Source organism: Mucilaginibacter sp. SG538B (assembly GCF_013376065.1).
GTDB lineage: Bacteria > Bacteroidota > Bacteroidia > Sphingobacteriales > Sphingobacteriaceae > Mucilaginibacter > Mucilaginibacter rubeus.
The window spans coordinates 45527-65721 of sequence record NZ_JABMJI010000004.1; the positions used below are offsets into that span (position 1 = coordinate 45527).

Sequence of the window (20195 nt, forward strand, 5' to 3'; positions counted from 1 at the left end):
GCGCTTCAATTTGAAAAAAATGAATAAAACTAACCGAAAACAGGATGCGCTGAATTACCACTCGCAAGGCCGTCCCGGAAAGATACAAGTTGTACCTACCAAACCAACAAATTCGCAGCGCGACTTAACCATGGCCTACTCGCCCGGTGTGGCTGAGCCATGTTTAAAGATTGCTGACAATACCGAAGATGTTTATAAATATACCGCTAAAGGCAACCTGGTAGCCGTGATCAGTAATGGCACTGCGGTACTTGGCCTGGGCAACATCGGCCCTGAGGCCAGCAAGCCTGTAATGGAGGGTAAGGGTCTCCTGTTCAAGATCTATGCTGATATTGATGTATTTGATCTTGAGCTGAATGCTAAAAGTGTAGATGATTTTGTAAACATTGTAAAAGCGCTTGAGCCTACTTTTGGTGGTGTGAACCTGGAAGATATTTCGGCCCCAACCTGCTTTGAAATTGAGCGCAGGCTAAAAGCCGAAATGAATATTCCCGTAATGCATGATGATCAGCATGGTACCGCCATTATATCCGGCGCGGCTTTGATGAACGCCTGCGAAATCCAGGGAAAAAAACTGGATAAGATAAAGATGGTAGTTAACGGTGCGGGCGCCGCCGCGGTATCCTGTTCAAAAATGTACCTGTCATTAGGGGTTAAAAAAGAGAACCTGGTGATGTTTGATATCAATGGTGTACTAAACCAGGAACGCACCGACCTTGACGATATCAGGATGGAGTTTGCTACTGCCCGTACAGATGTTAAAACACTGGCCGATGCCATGAAAAATGCCGACATATTTGTCGGCCTTTCGGCAGGTAATGTGGTAACCCCCGATATGCTGAAAACCATGGCTAAAAAGCCCATTGTTTTTGCTATGGCCAACCCGGTGCCCGAAATTGATTATGACCTTGCAGCCGGCACACGCGATGATATTATTATGGCAACCGGCCGTTCCGATTTTCCTAACCAGGTAAATAACGTGCTTGGTTTTCCTTACATCTTCCGCGGGGCGCTTGACGTTAGGGCTACTGCTATTAACGAGGAAATGAAAATTGCCGCAACACATGCCATTGCCGAAATGGCTAAAAAGCCGGTTCCCGAAGCCGTTAACCTCGCTTATAACCTTACTAACCTGAAATTTGGCAAGGATTACATCATCCCTAAACCAATGGACCAAAGGTTGATCACCGAGGTATCCATGGCGGTGGCAAAAGCGGCCATAGCTTCAGGAGTAGCCCGTAAGGTGATCACCGATTGGGATGCGTACGCGGAGGAGCTGAGGGTGCGCCTGGGTACTAATGATAAGCTGTTACGTAACCTTACCGCTAAAGCAAAACAGAACCCTAAGCGCGTTGTATTTGCCGAGGCCGATAATTATAAGATCTTAAGATCGGCACAGATAGTGAAAGAAGAAGGTATTGCCACTCCTATTTTATTGGGCAATATCGACAGGATCAAAAAGATCATCCATGATAATGACCTTGATTTGGGCGATGTTCATATTATTGATCCACGGGAAGGATGTGAGCATATGGATGAGTATACCGAGTTTCTGTATAACAAACGCCAGCGCAGGGGGATTACCCTGTACGAGGCTAAAAAGCAATTGGTAGACCGTAACTACTACGGCGCTTGTATGGTACAATTTGGCCGGGCCGATGCGCTGATCTCAGGTTTAACCAAAAACTATGTAACCACAGTAAAACCGGCCCTGCAAATTATCGGTACTGAAGAAGGTGTGAACCGTGTTGCGGGCATGTATATGATGATAACGGCTAAAGGCCCTGTATTTTTTGGTGATACTACGGTGAACGTAAACCCGTGTGTGAATGATTTGGTTGATATTACCGTGCTGATTGAACGCTCAGTAAAACAGTTTAATATCAGCCCGAGGGTGGCTGTGTTATCATACTCTAACTTTGGTTCGAACGAAGGGGAGATACCAGAAAAAACCAGGGAAACAGTAGCGATACTGCACGAAAAATATCCTGATATGGTTGTCGACGGCGATATGCAGGCCAACTTTGCGCTTAACGCTGATTTGCTTGATGATAACTTCCCGTTCTCAACACTCAATGGTAAACCGGCCAATACGCTGATTTTCCCTAACCTGGAGTCGGGCAATATTGCCTATAAACTTTTGCAGGAAATAGGCGGCGCCGAAGCAGTTGGGCCGATATTGGTTGGCTTAAAAAAACCGGTGCATGTGCTGCAGTTGGGCAGTTCGGTACGTGAAATTGTAAATATGGTTACCATAGCAGTGGTTGATGCACAAGCAAAAGCAGCAGCCAAATAAGCCCACCCAAACCCTCCCCGGAAGGGAGGACTTTTAAGAAATCTCCATAAAGTCTCCCCTACCGGGGGAGATTTAGAGGGGACTAAAGACGCTGGTATTTAAATGCTTAGCGTCTTTATCTTTTAAGGCGAGTATAACGCAGCTTTTTGTTTGTCATTATATGAACATAATGACGCCGGAATTTTATCTTTGGATAATCACTGTAAAGGCTGTTTGCCATTAACATCATTGTTTAATAATCTTAATAAAGTAATAATATATGTATGATTATATTAGTGGGAAACTAATGTTTAAAAGCCCGTCATATGTGGTTATAGATGCGGGAGGGGTAGGGTATCATATTAATATTTCGGTAAATACCTATTCGGGCATTAGTGACGACGAAAAATGTAAACTCTTTGCATGGTTACACGTAAAAGAGGACGCGCACACGCTTTACGGCTTTGCTACAGAAGGCGAGCGCAGGTTGTTCTTACATTTGATCTCCATTTCGGGTATCGGGCCAAATACGGCAAGGATGATGTTATCGTCCATAAGCCCGGCCGAGATCCAGGCGGCTATTGTGACCGGTAATGTTTCATTAATCCAGCGGATAAAAGGAATAGGGCCAAAATCGGCCCAGCGGATCATTTTGGAGCTGCAGGATAAGCTGCGAAAGGAAGGCCCCGATACCTTAACTGTTGTGCCGGTGAGCCAGACGGTTAAGGATGAAGCATTATCAGCATTAGTAATGCTGGGCTTTGCGCGTAACGTTGCCGAAAAGGTATTAGACCAGGAGATCAAGAAAAATAATGGTGAATTAACGGTTGAAGAGCTTATTAAGTTTGCATTAAAAACGCTATAATTACGGATAAATATCTACTAACTTTTGACCAAAGTATTTACTTATAAGACGCTTATAAGTGTGTTGTTCATTGTGGTGTTCGGGGGGCTGGGTAATGTGTATGCACAACAAAAGCCTTCGCCTGCGGCTAAAAATGATACAACCAAATCAAATGCGCCAATAAATCTGACCGCGCCACGAAGCCAGCGGATGAGGGAAGGTATTTTCAATACCGACCCGGCAGGCCTGGTACGTACCATTGAATATGACCCGGCCACAAACCGTTATATTTTATACGAAAGGGTCGGTAATTTGCTTTATCGCCCACCGCAGTATCTTACGTTTGAGCAATATTTAAAGCTTAAAGAACGGTCGGCCCAGCGTGGCTATTTTCAGCAACTGGCAGATAATTATGCCTATGATTCGCAGCAGCCGGGGTTTATACCGCCCATAAAGATCAGGAGCCGTACGTTTGAGCAGATCTTTGGCAGCTCGGTGATCGATATCCGTCCGCAAGGCTCCGCAGAAATGATCATGGCCGGGCAGATAAATAAAAACCAAAACCCGCTTTTTAACACCCGCCAGCGCAGCCAGTTTAACTTTAACTTTGATCAGCGCATCCAGCTCAACGTAACCGGTAATATAGGCGATAAGTTAAAGATCACCACCAATTACAACACCGACGCGCAGTTCCAGTTTGAAAACCAGATCAAGCTGGATTATACAGGCTCGCCTGATGAAATCATTCAGAAAATTGAAGCCGGTACGGTTAGTATGCCGCTTAACACCACGCTGATCACTGGCAGCCAGGCGCTTTTCGGCGTTAAAACCAAGCTGAAATTCGGGCGGCTGGATGTTACCAGTATCTTTTCGCAGCAACGCTCACAGTCAAAAACTATCACCATTGCCAATGGTTCGCAACAGGGCGAGTTTAGGTTGACCCCTGCCGATTATGAGGCCAACAAGCACTTCTTCCTGTCGCAATATTTCAGGAATAATTATAATAGGGCGCTGGCCAATATCCCGATCATCAGCTCCAATGTAAACATTACTAAAATTGAGGTTTGGACAACCAATCGTACCAATGTAACTACCGATTCGCGCGATATATTGGCCTTCATGGACCTTGGTGAAAATAACCCATACAATAAAACAAGGATTGTGGGCGGCGGCAGTGCCCTGCCCGCGGGTTTTAAAGGACCAGGTTTTGCCCAGCAATCAAATAACCTGTTATCTGTTTTGCCGCAAAATGCAAGGCTTACTAACTCTAATGACGTGGCCAGCTTTTTCCAGGGATCGGGCAATACGGATAACTATTCCAAACTAACTTATGCCCGCAAGCTTACCGATAAGGAGTATACCCTGCACCCGCAGTTAGGTTACATCTCCCTAAATTATCCCTTGAATAATGATGAGGTACTGGCGGTTGCTTACCAGTATACTGTTAATGGTGTGCAATACCAGGTGGGTGAATTTAGCAGCGATGTTGCCGTTAACCCAAATACGCCTAATGTGCTTTTTGTGAAATTGCTGAAAGGCGAGTTATTGAAAACCAACCTGCCTACCTGGGATTTGATGATGAAAAACATTTACTCCCTCGGTGCTTTTCAGATAGCCCCTACCAATTTTAAGTTAACTGTTACCCGCCTTGATGATAAAACGGGGATCGAAAAAACGGTAATGGAAGAGGGGCAAAACCTAAAAGGTAAGCTGTGGCTCCAGGTAGCAGGACTTGATAACCTCAACCAGCAAAGCGATAAAAAGCCGGATGGCTACTTTGACTTTTTAGAAGGAATCACCATCGATTCGCAAAACGGGCGGATCTCGTTCCCGGTGGTGGAGCCTTTTGGTTCGGACCTGGCATCCAAATTTACCCCGGGCGAGACCGACCTGGTTAAACGATACGTTTATCAGCCATTGTATGACTCAACCAAAACCATCGCACAGCAATATTTCCCGGCATTAAACAGGTATGTAATCAAGGGAACTTATACCTCAACAGGTGGTTCAGAGTATCAACTAAATGCAGTTAACATTCCGCAGGGATCGGTGAACGTAACCGCGGGTACCGTGAAGTTGCAGGAAGGGAACGATTATACGGTTGACTACAATGCCGGGCGGATCAGGATCCTGAACCAGGCACTGTTATCTTCCGGTCAGCCTATTACCGTAAAGCTGGAGAATAATGAATTGTTCGGCGTGCAGCAAAAGTCATTATACGGTACCAGGCTTGATTATCATGCCAGCGATAAGCTTCAGTTGGGTGCTACTTTGATGCACCTTACCGAACAGCCTATCACCCAAAATGAAATTGCCGGCGAAGAATCCATCTCCAATACCATTTGGGGGTTTGATGCCAATTACAGTTCAAACTCCCGGTTTTTAACCAGGCTGGTTGATAAGATCCCCGGCATCCATACCAAAGTGCCATCGTCCATTAATTTTTATGGCGAGTTTGCCAAACTGATGCCTGGCAGTCCCGGTGCATTGAATTTTGCAGGCTCCAAACACGGCACATCTTATCTTGACGATTTTGAAAACAGTCAATCAGTAATAGATATTAAAGGAGCTAACAGCTGGCAAATTTCAGGAACGCCGCAGCTATTTGGCGAATCGGCTTTGTTTGATAACCTGAGCTATGGTTATAACCGTGCCCGGCTGGCTTTTTATAATATCGACCCTATATTTTATACCAATACAGGTTCCATCCCCATATCAAGAAGCGAGCTTTCCAACCATTATGTAAGGCAGGTAATTGAGCAGGAAGTTTTCCCTTACAAGCAGTCGGCTACCGGGCAGCCGATTAGCCTGGCTACGCTCAACATGGCTTTTTATCCAAGTATCCGTGGGCCGTACAACTATGCTACCACCGGCATTAATCCCGATGGTACCTTGCAAAACCCTAAAACACGCTGGGGCGGTATGTTCAGGAAGCTGGAAACAAATGATTTTGAATCGTTGAACGTATCCTACATCGAGTTTTGGATGCTCGATCCGTTCATATACAAACCCAACTCGGCCGGTGGTGATTTGTACTTTAACTTAGGCTCGATATCGGAAGATATTTTGAAAGATGGACGTAAAAGCCTGGAAAATGGTTTGCCTGTTGACGGCGACCTGACCAAGGTGGATGAAACCAGCTGGGGGCGGGTGTCTAAACTACAGCCGGTTATTAATGCTTTTGATAACAACCCCGATGCCCGTAAACTGCAGGACGTTGGTTTGGACGGTATGAACGACCAGGATGAGCAAACCAAATTTGCCCCGGTTGTTCAGCAGATAAAAGGACAACTGAACGCGCAGGCCGCGACTTCTATTGCTGCCGACCCTTCATCCGATGATTATCAGTATTACCAGGGCCCGGCTCTTGATCAGGCCCGCGCCGGCATCCTTGAGCGTTACAGTAAATACAACGGTACCGACGGTAACTCGAAAACAGCACAGCAATCGCAGGCCGAACTTGGTTTGCAAAACTCGGCTTCAACATCCCTGCCCGATGGGGAGGATATTAACCGGGATAACAACATGAGCCAGGAAGATTCATACTTTCAGTATAAAGTATCCATGCGCCCGGCAGATATGGTTGTAGGGCAAAATTACATCAGCGATAAAGTTACCGCGCAGGTAAAACTGCCCAACGGCACAACTCAGGCGGTTAACTGGTATCAGTTCCGCATCCCGATCTCGGATTATCAATCAAAAGTGGGCAACATTCAGGATTTTAAGGCAATCCGTTTTATGAGGATGTTCATGACTAATTTTGCCGATACCGCCGTGCTTCGTTTTGCGACACTGGAACTGGTGCGCGGCGAGTGGCGTGCTTTCAATACCGAAAAAAATCCGCTGAATGTTATTGCCGATCCGGCTATCCAAAACCCGCCGATAGATAATTCGACCATCGACGTGCAGGCTGTAAATATTGAAGAGAACGGTAACCGCACGCCTATACCTTATGTGGTGCCGCCGGGTATTAACCGTCAGCGTAATTACAATAACCTGCAAACCAATACCAAGCTCAACGAGCAATCACTGTCCCTTAATATAAAAAGCCTGCGCGATGGATATTCAAGGGCCGCCTTCCGTACTTTTTATAATGACCTGCGCAAATACAAACGCATGCAAATGTTTATCCATGCCGAGGGTGATTATTTGAAGGATAATGACCTGAACGCGTTTATCCGCCTCGGGGTTGATTACCAGGATAACTATTATGAGTACGAATTGCCTTTAAAAATAACCCAGCCGGGTACCAGCGATGCAGGAGCAATATGGCCGGATGTTAATGAAATGGATCTGGAGCTTGATTTGCTGATCCGGGCAAAGCTTGCACGTAATCACTCCAACGTGGCCTACAACCAGCTTTTTAAATACACCGAGGGTGATAAGGTAGTTTATATCAAGGGCCAGCCCGATTTAAGCAAGCTGCGTACCATTATGCTTGGCGTGCGCAATCCATATAAAGGCACAAATGTTTTGCCCGATGATGGGTTGGATAAATCAGGAACTGTTTGGTATGATGAGCTGCGCCTTACCGATTTTGACCAGCGCGGGGGATGGGCCGCTACTGCGAGGATTGATGCCAAGCTTGCCGACTTTGCCGATATTACCGTATCCGGCAGTAAAACAACCATTGGTTTCGGTACCCTTGATTCAAGGCTGAACGACCGGAGCCAGAGTGATGATCAAACCTATGACGTATCGGCTAATGTTGAGCTGGGCAAGTTTTTTCCGGATAAAAGCGGCATCCATATCCCGGCATACATCAATTTGTCATCACAAAGGAGCATGCCGCAATATGATCCCGGAGCGCCGGATGTTGAGCTGAAGGCGTCGCTGGCGGCGGCAACCAGCACCAAAGAGCGCGACTCTATCAGGAACGCGGCTATTGATATTACCACCCGCAAAAGCATCAACTTTACCAACGTACATAAGGCGCGTACAAACCAAAATGCCCTTAACCATATTTGGGATATCGAAAACTTTAATGCCACTTATGCCTACACGGAATACAATCACCATGATTTTGTGACGCAGAATGACGTGGAGAAAACCTATAATCTCACACTCGCTTATAACTACACCAATCAGCCCAAATACTACAGCCCATTTGCCAAGATCATCAAAAGCAATATGCTGGCCCTGTTCCGCGATTTGAACTTTAGCCTGCTGCCGTCGCGATTAAATTTCAGCATCAATTTTAACCGCTTTTATTCGGAGAATACCCTGCGCGATAATGATCCTAATAACTATATCCCTATCCCGACAACAACATTTAATAAATATTTCAACATTACCCGTGTATATGGTATAGGCTGGAACCTGTCGAAATCATTGCAGATGGATATTGATGCTACCAATTTATCCGTGGTGGATGAGCCTGCCGGTCGTATCAATGGTTTAAAGCGCGATACCCTTTGGGATAACCTGAAAAAACTGGGCCGTACAACCAATTATAACCACACCATCAACTTTAATTATACGGTACCTATTAACAAAATCCCGGGATTGGATTGGATATCGGCAGTAGCGCGTTACAGTACACACTTTAACTGGCAAACACAGCCGCTGTTTGCTATCAATAGCACCGCTTATGATGTTGGCAACAGTATTCAAAACTCAAGGGCAATCCAGCTTAACCCAACCCTGAATATGGTGTCGCTGTATAATAAGTTCCCTTTTATCCGTAAGGCCAACAATCCCAATAAAAAGAGCAATATCCTGATAGGCCTGCTAACCAGTGTTAAAAACCTAAGCGCAACCTATACCCGTACACAGGGAACGTTTTTACCGGGATACTTACCGCAGTCGGGCTTTTTTGGTGCAGATGGTAATGCCCCCGGATTAGGCTTTTTATTGGGCAGCCAAACAGATATCCGGGCTAAAGCAGTTGCCAACGGCTGGATCACCACCGATACCCTGCAAAATCAGTTATATACCACATCGCTAAATGAGGACATGCATTTCAGGGGTATTATTGAACCATTTAAAGATCTTCGGATTGAGCTTAGCGCCTTTAAAACCCAGGACCATAACTACCAGGCTAATTTCAAATACCTGGCATCAAGCAATAGTATCGAAACATTAAGTCCGGTTACATCGGGTAACTATAGTGTATCGTTCCTTACCATTGGCACGGCCTTTGAATCGGCAAAAGGTATCAACAATGTATCTTCTACCTTTCAGAAATTTTTGGATGCCCGCGCCGTAATATCGCAAAGATTAGGGCGTACCAATCCAAATTCGGCCGGGGTTGCTGGTGGTTATGCCGATGGTTACGGACCAAATTCGCAAAACGTATTGGTGCCGGCGTTTCTGGCAGCATATGCAGGTAAAAATGCTTCGGGCAGTAACCTGTCGCAATTCCCTAAAATTCCTATTCCTAACTGGCAGGTAACGTACAATGGCTTAGGTAAGATCTCCTGGTTCCAGGATATTTTTGATTCGTTTGATCTGAGCCATGGTTACCGTTCATCATATAATGTAAGCGGTTTTACCTCGCTGCTGCAATATCGCGAGGCTAACGGCGCTGCCACTTCGCGCGATTTAAATAATGATTTCCTCCCGTTGTACCAGTTTTCGCAGGTTACCATTTTTGAGCAGTTTGTGCCTTTGCTGGGCGCAAGCGTACGTTTTAAGAACAGTATGACCGCCAACGCCGAATATCGCCAAAGCCGTTCGCTCAGCTTAAGTATGCTTAACAGCCAGTTGGCACAGCAAAATGAAAAGATCATTGTTTTTGGCTTTGGTTACCACACCAAAGATTTCCATTTTCCGTTTGGCTGGTTTGAAGGGATCCAGCATAAGGACGTGAACTTTAAACTCGATTTTTCATTGCGCGATAATAAAACGCTCATTTACCGTGCTGATGTTGAATCGGCCGAGATCTCATCGGGCGCGCAAAATATTACCGTAAGGCCATCTGTTGATTATGTGATCAACCAGCGTTTTAACCTGAATTTGTTTTATGATTCAAACCTTACCAAGCCCTATACTTCGCAAACGTTTAATACATCATTTACCAATTTTGGGATTAATTTGAAGTTGTTGCTGCAGTAAAATTGAATGAAATACGGGACCTGATAAAGAAACGTCATTGCGAGGTACGAAGCAATCGCGAACTTTACAGGGCTGCTTGCATAGCTACTCTGCCCGTGGGGGATTGCTTCGTACCTCGCAATGACGTGGTGGAGATGTTATTTTCATACCTTATCAAAACTTCCCCTGGTCCATCAATTTTTTTCGTTCTGCTTTTCTTTTCTGGCGTTGTGCCTTATTCTTTAACCGTTCTTCCTTGTTTTTGAGGTGTTCGTCAATGCGGTTCTTAGTGGCTTTTTGGCTTTCTTCATCAAGGCCGACGCATGGTTTTATACCTGTAAGCAGGGTTTTCCAGATAGTTTTAAAAAATGGCGAATCTTTAGGACGTTTATAGATCACTAATGAGGAAGTGAGCTTCCCCTTATCATCAGGATTACTGCGCCTGATCACAAACAGGTTGGCATATATCGACATGATTGATTTCCTTTTGAAACGATCATTAACCGTATCGGCTTTTAGTAGCACCACCTTTAAATCGTTATATAAAAAATCAACCTTGCCTTTAAATACTTTGCTGTTGGCCTGGATATCAAAGTTGAATTTTTTTACGCTGCCCGATGTCATTTTTACCATAGCCAAAGGCATGGTAGCTGGATTTAGCCTCCCAAATTCCATTGATCCTAATGTGCCTTTATAACTGAAAGCAGCATCTTCATCGCTTAAATTAAATTTCAATTGCACATCGAGTCGGCCGCGGTTCATAAAATAGGTTGTCAGATCAACAAGGGTAATGTTGTTTTTGGCTATGGCCGATGGATTGTTGGTAATATTATAAATATGCCCGCTGGTATTGTTAAATGTAACGGTGCCTGTTTTTTGAGATTTTTTATTGAACTCGTTATAGATCACATCAACGTGCCGGATTTTCATGGTATCGATCCTTAAATCAAGGTTTAATTTCCTGATCATCATATTGGGGAACGTTTTAACCTTATCTGTTATAGGATCTGGTTTCTTACCCGGGTTGGTGAAAGCCGTTATCTTGCCATTTGTCATGGTTAGGCTTGAAGCAGAAACCGTGCGGTATTTGTGATAATTTAAGTAGTCAAAATTGTTTAGCTGCACAGAATCGGCCAGTAAGCCCAGCCGGTCTTTCTTGCTTTTATCAAAAAAAACATCCGACTTAGTAGGTTGCATAGCAAGCCCTTCGATATTTAGCCGTGATGTAAGGGTGGAGAGTTTAAGGTGCCTGATCTTATAAGTGTACAGGCCGCTTGGTGTTTCTCCGGTGTAATTGTTCAGTTCGGTGACGATATCTTTGCAATAAAGCAGGCGCGATTTATCATATTGCGTAGCCGAATCAATGAGCAGGTCGTTTGCACTTAAGTTTAGCTCTTTAAGTTTGGAAATGGCCACCTTGTTGCCCGAGTAATCTTCATAGTTCAGGTTAACATCATTGAGCAGGATGCTGCCGATATGGATCGATTTCAAGCTTTTGGAGATCCGCTGCCAGGCCGTACGGCGATCTTTAATAACAGTATCCCTGGTATGGTTTAGCTGGTAGCTTACATTAAGGCGCGGCTCATTCAGGATGATTTGCCCAATATTAAGTTTTTTTTGAAAATAGAGCTTAAATGGATGCACATGGTTAAGCACCAGCCGTTTTACCTTGAGCTCAACCAGGGTATTGGGGGCCAGGCGTAAACGCTTTTTTTGATTATAAACTGTCGTGTCGGGCTTAAGGGTTATATTGTAAATAATAATTTTGCCCTGAAGGATATGCAGCTCGGCATCCGAGAAATCTGCTTTGTAAAGGCTATCACTGCTGCTTAATACCACATCCTTTACTTTGGCGGCCAAAATGGGCGACCAATACCTGTTTACTACTACAGCCAGCAGCAATATCACTATAACCGGTATCAGCACAAATTTGAACGTTCTTTTTTGCCACTGGTGCTTTAAAAAATTGAGTGCCATTTACCGGTTGTTACTTTTTTACCTGTGTTTTATGCTTTAACAGCAAGTTAGTAACTTTTGTTACAGTTGATGGGCGGGTAAACTGTTTTTTTATAAAAACTCATACTTAATTCATTGTTTTTGAAGGTGCCTGTAGTAGTTTGCATGTTGTTGATTAACTGATATTGTGGTTTTGTTTAACTGTTAAGCAACCCTCGGGGATTTCAGGGCGTTATGTCTATATAAAAACCTTTTTTTAACACTAATAGACTCCCGATGAAAACAAAAATGTACTTAGCCCTGACAGGCTCAATTGTTTTAACTTTATTAGCAGCATCGTGCAAAAAAAATCACGACAACAACCCGACCACACCTAAAGCTGTTACCGGCGTACAGCTTACCTCAAACGCAACTTTTGGTAGCATCATAACAGACAATAACGGTCGTGCGTTGTACCTGTTCTCTGATGATGCGGCCAACGTTTCAACTTGTACCGGTGGATGCGCTGTAGCCTGGCCTGCCTTTTATAAAGAAAACCCATCTATAGGTACCGGCCTGGCAGCTGCCGACTTCGGCGTTATCACCAATGCCGACGGGAATAAGCAAACTACCTATAAAGGCTGGCCTTTATATTATTATGCAAAAGACGTGGCTGTTACCGATGTTAACGGCGATGGTGTTGGCAAATCATGGTTTATAGCCAAGCCGGATTACACCGTTATGGTTTCCTACGCGCAACTGATAGGGCATGATGGTAACCAATACACAAGCAAAGGTATCGCCGGTACTGAAAATTCACAATATATCACAGATGCCAATGGCCGCACTTTATACCTGTTTACCAAGGATACGTTTAAGACAAATAAATTCAGCACCGGTGTGGCGGCACATGATGCTAACTGGCCAATCGATGCGGTAACGGCGGTTCAAAGTGTTCCTTCTATTTTAAATAAAGCCGACTTTGATGTGATAACCGTATTCGGACAAACACAACTGGTGTACAAAGGGCATCCGCTTTACTATTTTGGTCAGGACAATGGTGTTAAAGGTAGCACCAAGGGTGTTAGCTTCCCTACGCCCGGTGCAGCTATCTGGCAAATCAATAATACCACCACTGTAGCTTTAACGCAGTAAGTGACGGCTTATTTGAATAGGATAAACGGGTAATGCGAAAGTGTTACCCGTTTTTTTTTGAAATAAATGAGATTTTATTTAATACTGACAATATGTCATTTAGGTATTTAAATTTTGTTTATTTTTGCAAACTAATTTTTTATATAAATGATGGATTTGCTTATTCCGGATAAAACACATGATGAGAGCAGGCAGGGTGAGGCGCTAATGTTAAAAGCCGAAACAGCTAAAAATAATGGCCGCAAGCTTTATATTGAAAGCTACGGCTGTGCCATGAATTTTTCTGACAGTGAGATAGTTGCATCGATATTGGCCGAAAGCGGTTTTGAAACCACTGCCGACTATAGCGTAGCCGATGTTATTTTCATCAACACCTGTTCTATCCGCGAAAATGCCGAACAACGCGTACGCAACCGTTTAAAAGAGTTTACCGTTGCCAAGGTGAAAAATCCGGGCCTGGTAGTAGGTGTATTGGGCTGTATGGCCGAACGCCTGAAATCAAAATTCCTGGAAGAAGAAAAATTAGTTGATGTTGTGGTTGGTCCGGATGCGTACCGCGATCTGCCGAACCTCATTAACCAGGTAGATGATGGTCAAAAGGCAGTTAACGTGCTGCTCTCCCGTGAGGAAACTTATGCCGATATCAGCCCGGTACGCTTAAACAGCAATGGTATCAATGCATTTGTATCCATTATGCGCGGGTGCGACAACATGTGCTCGTTTTGCGTGGTACCCTTTACCCGTGGCCGCGAGCGCAGCCGAGACCCTTTATCGATAGTTGCCGAATGCCGCGACCTGTTTGACAGAGGTTATCGTGAGGTTACTTTATTAGGGCAGAATGTAGATTCATATAAATGGACCTCTCCCCAACCCTCTCCAAAGGAGAGTGCTTTAGAAGGGCAAATTGAAGCAGGCGTTGAAAATGACAAAAGCCTTCCCTTGGGGGAGGTTGGAGGGGTAAACTTCGCCAACCTGCTGGAAATGGTAGCACTGATCGATCCTGATCTGCGGGTTAGGTTTTCAACCTCACATCCAAAGGATATTACCGATGAGGTGTTGTATGCCATCAATAAATATGATAACATCTGTAATTATATCCATCTGCCGGTGCAATCGGGCAACAGCCGTATTCTTGACCTGATGAACCGCACTTATGACCGTGAATGGTACATCAACAGGATCGACGCTATCCGTCGTATCATTCCGGATTGTGCAATTTCAACCGATGTGATCACCGGTTTTTGCAGCGAAACAGATGAGGAGCACAAGGATACTGTAAGCATGATGGATTACGTAAAGTATGATTTTGCCTACATGTTTAAATACAGCGAAAGGCCGGGTACCTTAGCGGCAAAACGCTATGCCGATGACATACCGGAAGAGGTAAAACAAAAACGCTTAACCGAAATTGTAGCCAAGCAACAGGAATATTCTTTTTACAGAATGCAGGCCCGCATTGGCCGGGTAGAACGTGTACTGATAGAAGGTTTCTCCAAAAAATCAGACAAAGACTATTGCGGCCGCAGCGATCAAAACGCGATGGTGATTTTCCCGGTTGGTGAAAATTACAAGCCGGGGCAATACGTAAACGTATTGATTGAGCGCAGCACAACTGCTACGTTGATAGGTAAAGTGGTATAGAGGCAGGAAGTCAAGAATCAGGAGTCAGGAAAGAAAGGTATAAGGAATCAGATAATGATGAGGCATAATTTTAAGAGCTTGAAGATTTGGCAAAAATCAATGGATCTTACTGATTTAACTTATGATTATTGTAAAGCATTACCTATCGAGGAAAGATATAACCTGATTGACCAATTAAACAGATGTTCCTGTTCAGTTCCGTCTAACATAGCGGAAGGTTCAGGCAAGAGAACTAAGGCGCATTTTGCCGAGTTCTTAACAACGTCTCTTACTTCATCGTTTGAAGTGGAGACCCAATTATTAATATGTGAAAGAAGGGGCTACGGCTCTAAAGATAAATTAAAGGATTGCTTAGACCTTGTTGTGGAAGTTCAAAAAATGATATTTTCTTTTAGGGAGTACATTTTGAACTCCGATGATGAATAAACGTGATTCTTACTAAAAGACAAGATGTATATAAGAAGCGGTATTTGATGAAGAGAAAATCTTCGCTCAAATCTTGCTTCCTGACTCTTGACTTCTTGAATCTTTTTTAAAATGGAAGTACAGGAAATAAAACAACGCTTCGGGATCATTGGCAATTCGCCATTGCTTAACCGGGCTATAACTATAGCAAACCAGGTTGCACCTACTGATATCTCGGTATTGATTACCGGCGAGAGTGGTAGCGGTAAGGAGGTTTTTTCGCACATTATTCATCAGATGAGCCCGCGCAAGCATGGGCCATTTATTGCAGTTAACTGCGGCGCCATACCCGAGGGTACTATCGATTCGGAACTTTTTGGTCACGAAAAGGGAGCCTATACAGGCGCCGTTGGTGAGCGTAAAGGTTATTTTGAAACCGTAAACGGTGGTACCATATTTTTAGATGAGATTGCTGAAATGCCGCTGGGTACCCAGGCCCGTTTGCTGCGGGTGCTCGAATCGGGACAATATATCAAAGTAGGTTCGTCGAAAGTAGAGAAAACCAACGTACGCGTTATCGCGGCTACCAATGTTGATGTATACGAGGCGGTGAAGAACGGCAAATTCCGAGAGGACCTTTACTATCGTTTAAACACGGTACCTTTGAAGATTCCGCCATTGCGCGACAGGAAAGAAGACGTGTTTCTGCTGTTCCGCAAGTTTACGGCTGATTTTACCGACAAATACCGTACGCCGCCCATTCAGCTTGATGAAGAAGCGCAGCAGGTATTAACCAACTATTCGTGGCCGGGTAATGTAAGGCAGTTGAAAAACATGGCCGAACAATTGGCTGTACTTGAGCGCGACAGGATTATTACCGCCCAAACCCTGCTTACCTATATCCCGCACGAAGCCGGCGCGCGTAACCTGCCAATGCGTTTGGACAATCAGCCTAAAGAGGATTTTTCTGAACGTGACATCCTCTATAAAGTATTGTTTGATATGAAGCGGGATATGGTAGAGTTGAAAAAACTGGTGGCCGATATTATTGAGCATGGCGGTGTTTCCCCACATTATGCCAATAATCCGCAAACCTTAAATCAACTTTACCGCGATATTGAGCTGCATGGTAATAACGAACCACAATTTACTTTACAACAACCCGTTAATACCGTTACAAACACCAGCAGTAATAGCAGCACTATCGACGGTTTTAATATAACACATGATGCCGAAGAAGTAGAGGAATCATTATCGCTGATTGAAAAGGAATCAGACCTGATCCGCAAAGCTTTGAAAAAACATAAGGGTAAACGCAAACTTGCCGCTAATGAACTGGGGATTTCTGAGCGTACGTTATACAGGAAAATAAAAGAACTAAACTTATAAAATTGATGAAAAAACTTTTGGGGATTATTTCGGTGTGTGTGCTGATACTTATATGCCAATCATGTTACACGCTCAAAAACCAATCAATCCCTCCCGGTTTGAAGACCATCAATGTGCAGTTTTTTGAAAATAACGCCCCGCTGGTGGTAAATAACCTAAGCCAAACTTTCACCGAATCGTTAAAAGACAGGATCCGTACACAAACCAGCCTAAGCTTAGTCCGCGGCGAGGCCGACGCAACCATGTCGGGTGCTATTACCGGTTATTCTATCGCTCCGGCATCTATTCAGGCTACCGCAAATAATGTGGCCCCAATTGCTGATGCTAACAGGCTAACTATTACCGTTCGTGTTAAATTTTCATTTGATGCCGCGAAAACTCCGGCGGATAAAAAGCTTAGTTTTGAGCAAAGTTTTACTAAGTTTGCTGATTACCGGGGGGATATTTCTTCGCAGGAGCAGGGGCTTATACGGCAAATTAATAAGCAATTAATTGATGATATTTTTAACGCAGCCTTTTCTAATTGGTAGGCAATTTGTATTTTCAACCACGTGGATCAATATTTGAACAGCAGGCAATACGAAATATTAGATGAACTGTTGGCCAACCCGGCCGAAACAGGTTCTTTTTATGGTTATAACCTGCAGCAACTGGTTGATGCCTACCCGCAAAGCGGTATTTTGCGTGCTTTGCTTGCCCATGCCGGCACCAATAAGGATGTACAACGCGCGGCCGTTTATTACAAACCCGTTTTACTGCATAAATTAATTCAGGAGCCCGAAGGCCTTTCTCCGGTAAATTCATCACAGGTAATTAACCTGCTTGAGGTTGCCCCGGTAAATAATGCGCCAGCCTCCGAAAACTATTTTAATATCGGTCCCGCTGTTGATGACCTGGCTGATACACTGCCGCCTATCTCCGAAGATTTAATCGAAGACACAGATCAGGATAAGAGCAGCTTCAATTTTATCAATACCAATGATCATGAGCCTGAAATTGCGGATGCGGAACCGGTAACGGAATTTGCTGATCCGGGAGCAGCTGCAACTGAGCCCAACGGGGAATCAATTTCATCTACCCACGATATAGATGATGAGGTTTACGATGAAATTGTTGGGATCGAGAATATAAGTATAGGCCAGGCTAATGTGAATGACGCCGTTGCTGCTAATGTTAATGCGGAAGCAGCGATAAACGATAAAACAGAGGTGGCCGATGAGGCGCCGGTTGCCGTTGAAGAAGCTAAAGACGTAAGGGACGATGTAACTGAAAAATGGATAATCGGCAATATCGCGTCAACGGATTATTTTTTGTTTGATAACTCGGTTGTTGACACAAGGAGTGAAGATAAAGCCATCTCGCAGGAGTCGTCTCCGCAGCCGGCAGAAATTGAAGCTGCTGAACAGCAGGAGGTTTTATCAAAGTACAACGACGAGAAAATGCCTTATACCTTTATGTGGTGGTTAGATAAAACCCGTAAGGAATATGCATCAACTTATCAGCCTTATAATATTGAAACGGTTGCACAGCCAAAAAAACCTGTAGCGCCTGATAGCCAAACAGCGGATGCACTGCAGCATCAGTATTATGAAAATATCTTCCATTCGCAATCTCTGGAGGAGCTGGAGAAAACCCCTCAGCCCGATGTGCCGGAGATAAAAAGAAAAGAAGATATCATTATTGAGAAATTTATTAAGGAGGAGCCCCAGATCAGGCCGCCATCAATTGATAAGCTCGATAATGAGAACAAAGCAAAGAAGAGCTCGGAAGACAGAAATGACCTGGTAAGTGAAACATTAGCCCAAATTTACATCGACCAGATGTTATATCACAAAGCTATTGCAACTTACAAAAAATTGATGTTGAAATTCCCGGAAAAAAGCCGTTACTTTGCAAGCCAAATTGAGGAGTTAGAGAAGAAAACTAATTAATATAAAGAAATGTATATCGTTTTAATCATTGTTACCGTAATTGTATGCGCTCTGTTAGGGCTTATCGTACTTATCCAAAACCCTAAAGGCGGTGGTTTGGCATCAAATTTTTCAAGCTCATCACAATTAATGGGCGTACAAAAAACCGGCGACTTTTTAGAAAAAGGTACCTGGGCGTTAGCTATCACCCTTATGGTATTGTCATTGGCTATTAACGTTGCTGTAAAAGGCGGCTCATCAAACAATGCAGACAATCCTGCGCTGCGTGAGCAAATTGAAAAAGCTTCAAAACCAAGCAACGCGCTTCCTTCATCAACTCCGGCATTAACGCCATCTGCTACACCGGCAGCTCCTAAAGCCGACAGCAGCAAAAAATAATAAAGTATTTAATCAAGATATAGAAAGCCTCTGGATATATTCAGGGGCTTTTTTTGTTTTTGTCAAAAAACGCAGATGTATTAGAGCAGTTTATAAAAAGGCATTATGGCTTCGTACCAATGGAGTGGTGGAGACTGTACACATTCCGTCCCATCGGGGTCTTTCGGAGAGGACCTGATGGGACATGAAACTTTTTGGTATAAAGGGGGGATATTGCAGATATTAAACCATATCTGTAGATTTGTGTCAATTAACCAGGAGAAAGACTTCGAATATGAGTGAGAAAGATCTGCAGTTATTAATAGAATTGGCTAAAGAGCTCGGGAAATCCTTAACAAAGGAAGAGGCGCTCAGGTCTTTTATTGCTGCCGGTATACTGGATAAAGCGGGTAACTACACCCAACCCTACAAAGAACTTGAGAAAGCCGATGCCTGATTGTTATGTATGATAGCAGGCCCAATCTGGTTATAGGATTTCATGGCTGCGACCGCGAAACATGCGATAAATTATTAGAACATCCCGATCAAATCAAAAAAAGCGAAAAGCCCTACGACTGGCTTGGGCATGGTATGTACTTTTGGGAGTATAATGAAACGCGTGCATTGGAATGGGCGGAAGATTACGTAAAGCGGAAAAAGATTAAAGAAGCGGCGGTTATTGGAGCTGTGATTGACCTTGGTAACTGTTGTGATCTTTTAGATAGTAAATATATTGAGGTTGTTTCAGCATACTACACCCTCATGAAGCTTTCCAATAATGCCCTTGGTAAACCAATGCCTGAAAATACTGATATTAAAGGTGATAAGCATAAGGATAAACTTAAACGGGAGTTAGACTGCGCCGTAATTGAGTTCATGAACGAAAGGATATTTGCCTTACATGAAAAATTCATCAAAGAAGGGAATTCCAATATTCAGCTTTTTGACTCTGTGCGCGGCGCTTTTATGGAAGGAGGCGAAGCATTTCCCGGATCTGGCATTCAGCGCAAAAACCACATACAAATATGCATCCGCAATCCAAATAGTATCCTTGGTTTCTTTCTTCCAAGAAAAGAGGTCGATTTCGTTAAAATGCTTCGCGGTGAGTATGCACGTAAAACATGACGATTAGTTCCAATCGTAACTTCTGTTATTGTAAAATCTTATATATTTTCTTGAACTAAAATGGCGATCATATTTACTGTTATCGGACGATTGGACGTGAACT

The 20195-nt window shown here is 44.0% G+C and carries 13 protein-coding genes; 12 read left to right on the forward strand and 1 reads right to left on the reverse strand.

Annotated features, from left to right (window positions below):
• Window positions 1-19 precede the first annotated feature (19 nt).
• The 3 genes from FHW88_RS21175 to sprA all read left to right on the forward strand — a co-directional run bounded on the left by FHW88_RS21175 (window position 20) and on the right by sprA (window position 10175).
• Entirely contained in the window at window positions 20-2296 is a 2277-nt protein-coding gene (locus tag FHW88_RS21175) for an NADP-dependent malic enzyme (RefSeq protein WP_176627826.1), read from the forward strand.
• Between the two features lie 259 nt (window positions 2297-2555).
• Entirely contained in the window at window positions 2556-3140 is a 585-nt protein-coding gene (ruvA, locus tag FHW88_RS21180; RefSeq protein WP_090534345.1) for a Holliday junction branch migration protein RuvA, read from the forward strand.
• A 24-nt stretch (window positions 3141-3164) separates the two neighbouring features.
• On the forward strand, window positions 3165-10175 hold the full coding sequence (sprA, locus tag FHW88_RS21185) for a cell surface protein SprA (RefSeq protein WP_255485391.1): 7011 nt from the start codon (window positions 3165-3167) through the stop codon (window positions 10173-10175).
• 153 nt (window positions 10176-10328) lie between these two features.
• Here the strand turns inward: sprA and FHW88_RS21190 are convergent, their stop codons facing one another.
• Entirely contained in the window at window positions 10329-12131 is a 1803-nt protein-coding gene (locus FHW88_RS21190; protein ID WP_176627827.1) for a hypothetical protein, read from the reverse strand.
• A 255-nt stretch (window positions 12132-12386) separates the two neighbouring features.
• On the opposite strand from FHW88_RS21190, the gene FHW88_RS21195 reads away from it, so the two are divergent.
• The 9 genes from FHW88_RS21195 (at window position 12387) to FHW88_RS21235 (ending at window position 20092) form a co-directional block, all read left to right on the forward strand.
• A complete protein-coding gene (locus tag FHW88_RS21195; RefSeq protein WP_176627828.1) occupies window positions 12387-13244 on the forward strand; it encodes a hypothetical protein in 858 nt (285 codons plus the stop codon).
• Window positions 13245-13391: 147 nt separating this feature from the next.
• Window positions 13392-14885 (forward strand): MiaB/RimO family radical SAM methylthiotransferase, encoded by a 1494-nt coding sequence (locus FHW88_RS21200; protein ID WP_176627829.1) that lies wholly within the window; start codon window positions 13392-13394, stop codon window positions 14883-14885.
• 57 nt (window positions 14886-14942) lie between these two features.
• Window positions 14943-15311: a four helix bundle protein gene (locus tag FHW88_RS21205; protein ID WP_255485410.1), complete on the forward strand. Its 369-nt coding sequence runs from the start codon at window positions 14943-14945 to the stop codon at window positions 15309-15311.
• A gap of 111 nt (window positions 15312-15422) precedes the next feature.
• Window positions 15423-16679, forward strand: a complete 1257-nt coding sequence (locus FHW88_RS21210) for a sigma-54 interaction domain-containing protein (RefSeq protein ID WP_090534355.1) — start codon at window positions 15423-15425, stop codon at window positions 16677-16679.
• Between the two features lie 5 nt (window positions 16680-16684).
• Window positions 16685-17209: an LptE family protein gene (locus FHW88_RS21215; RefSeq protein WP_176627831.1), complete on the forward strand. Its 525-nt coding sequence runs from the start codon at window positions 16685-16687 to the stop codon at window positions 17207-17209.
• A gap of 21 nt (window positions 17210-17230) precedes the next feature.
• Window positions 17231-18610 (forward strand): hypothetical protein, encoded by a 1380-nt coding sequence (locus tag FHW88_RS21220; RefSeq protein WP_176627832.1) that lies wholly within the window; start codon window positions 17231-17233, stop codon window positions 18608-18610.
• A 9-nt stretch (window positions 18611-18619) separates the two neighbouring features.
• On the forward strand, window positions 18620-18988 hold the full coding sequence (gene secG / locus FHW88_RS21225) for a preprotein translocase subunit SecG (RefSeq protein WP_090534360.1): 369 nt from the start codon (window positions 18620-18622) through the stop codon (window positions 18986-18988).
• 274 nt (window positions 18989-19262) lie between these two features.
• Window positions 19263-19424, forward strand: coding sequence for a hypothetical protein (locus tag FHW88_RS21230; RefSeq protein WP_176627833.1), 162 nt, complete (start codon window positions 19263-19265; stop codon window positions 19422-19424).
• Between the two features lie 5 nt (window positions 19425-19429).
• The gene (locus FHW88_RS21235; RefSeq protein WP_176627834.1) at window positions 19430-20092 is read left to right on the forward strand and encodes a hypothetical protein; all 663 of its coding nucleotides are present in this window, start codon (window positions 19430-19432) and stop codon (window positions 20090-20092) included.
• The last annotated feature ends 103 nt before the right edge of the window (window positions 20093-20195 follow it).